Here is a 246-nt window from a genome sequence, read left to right on the forward strand (position 1 = left end):
GTAAGCGTATAGCTAACGACACCTAGCTTTGCTAAAGTTCCAAGGCAGAAGTGGCTCAAGGTTATCTGGCTGCTCTGCAATATGTTGTAAGCAAGTAGTAATATAGTCATGCACTACAAGATCATTTGCCTTTGCGGTTTCAACAAGACTATAAAGTATAGCGCTGGCATGAGCACCATTGCAGGTATTTGAGAACAACCAGTTTTTTCGCCCTATTACGAACGGTTTTATAGCTCGCTCTGCACG

At 43.1% G+C, this 246-nt stretch carries 1 protein-coding gene; it reads right to left on the reverse strand.

The window, feature by feature from the left end; translation table 11 throughout:
* Positions 1 to 12: 12 nt before the first annotated feature.
* Positions 13 to 246: transposase domain-containing protein (locus tag H5158_RS23060; RefSeq protein WP_182741005.1), on the reverse strand; the 234-nt coding region annotated here is incomplete at its 5' end.

The sequence above is a fragment of the Pseudoalteromonas sp. SR45-6 genome (assembly GCF_014163545.1).
GTDB lineage: Bacteria > Pseudomonadota > Gammaproteobacteria > Enterobacterales > Alteromonadaceae > Pseudoalteromonas > Pseudoalteromonas rhizosphaerae.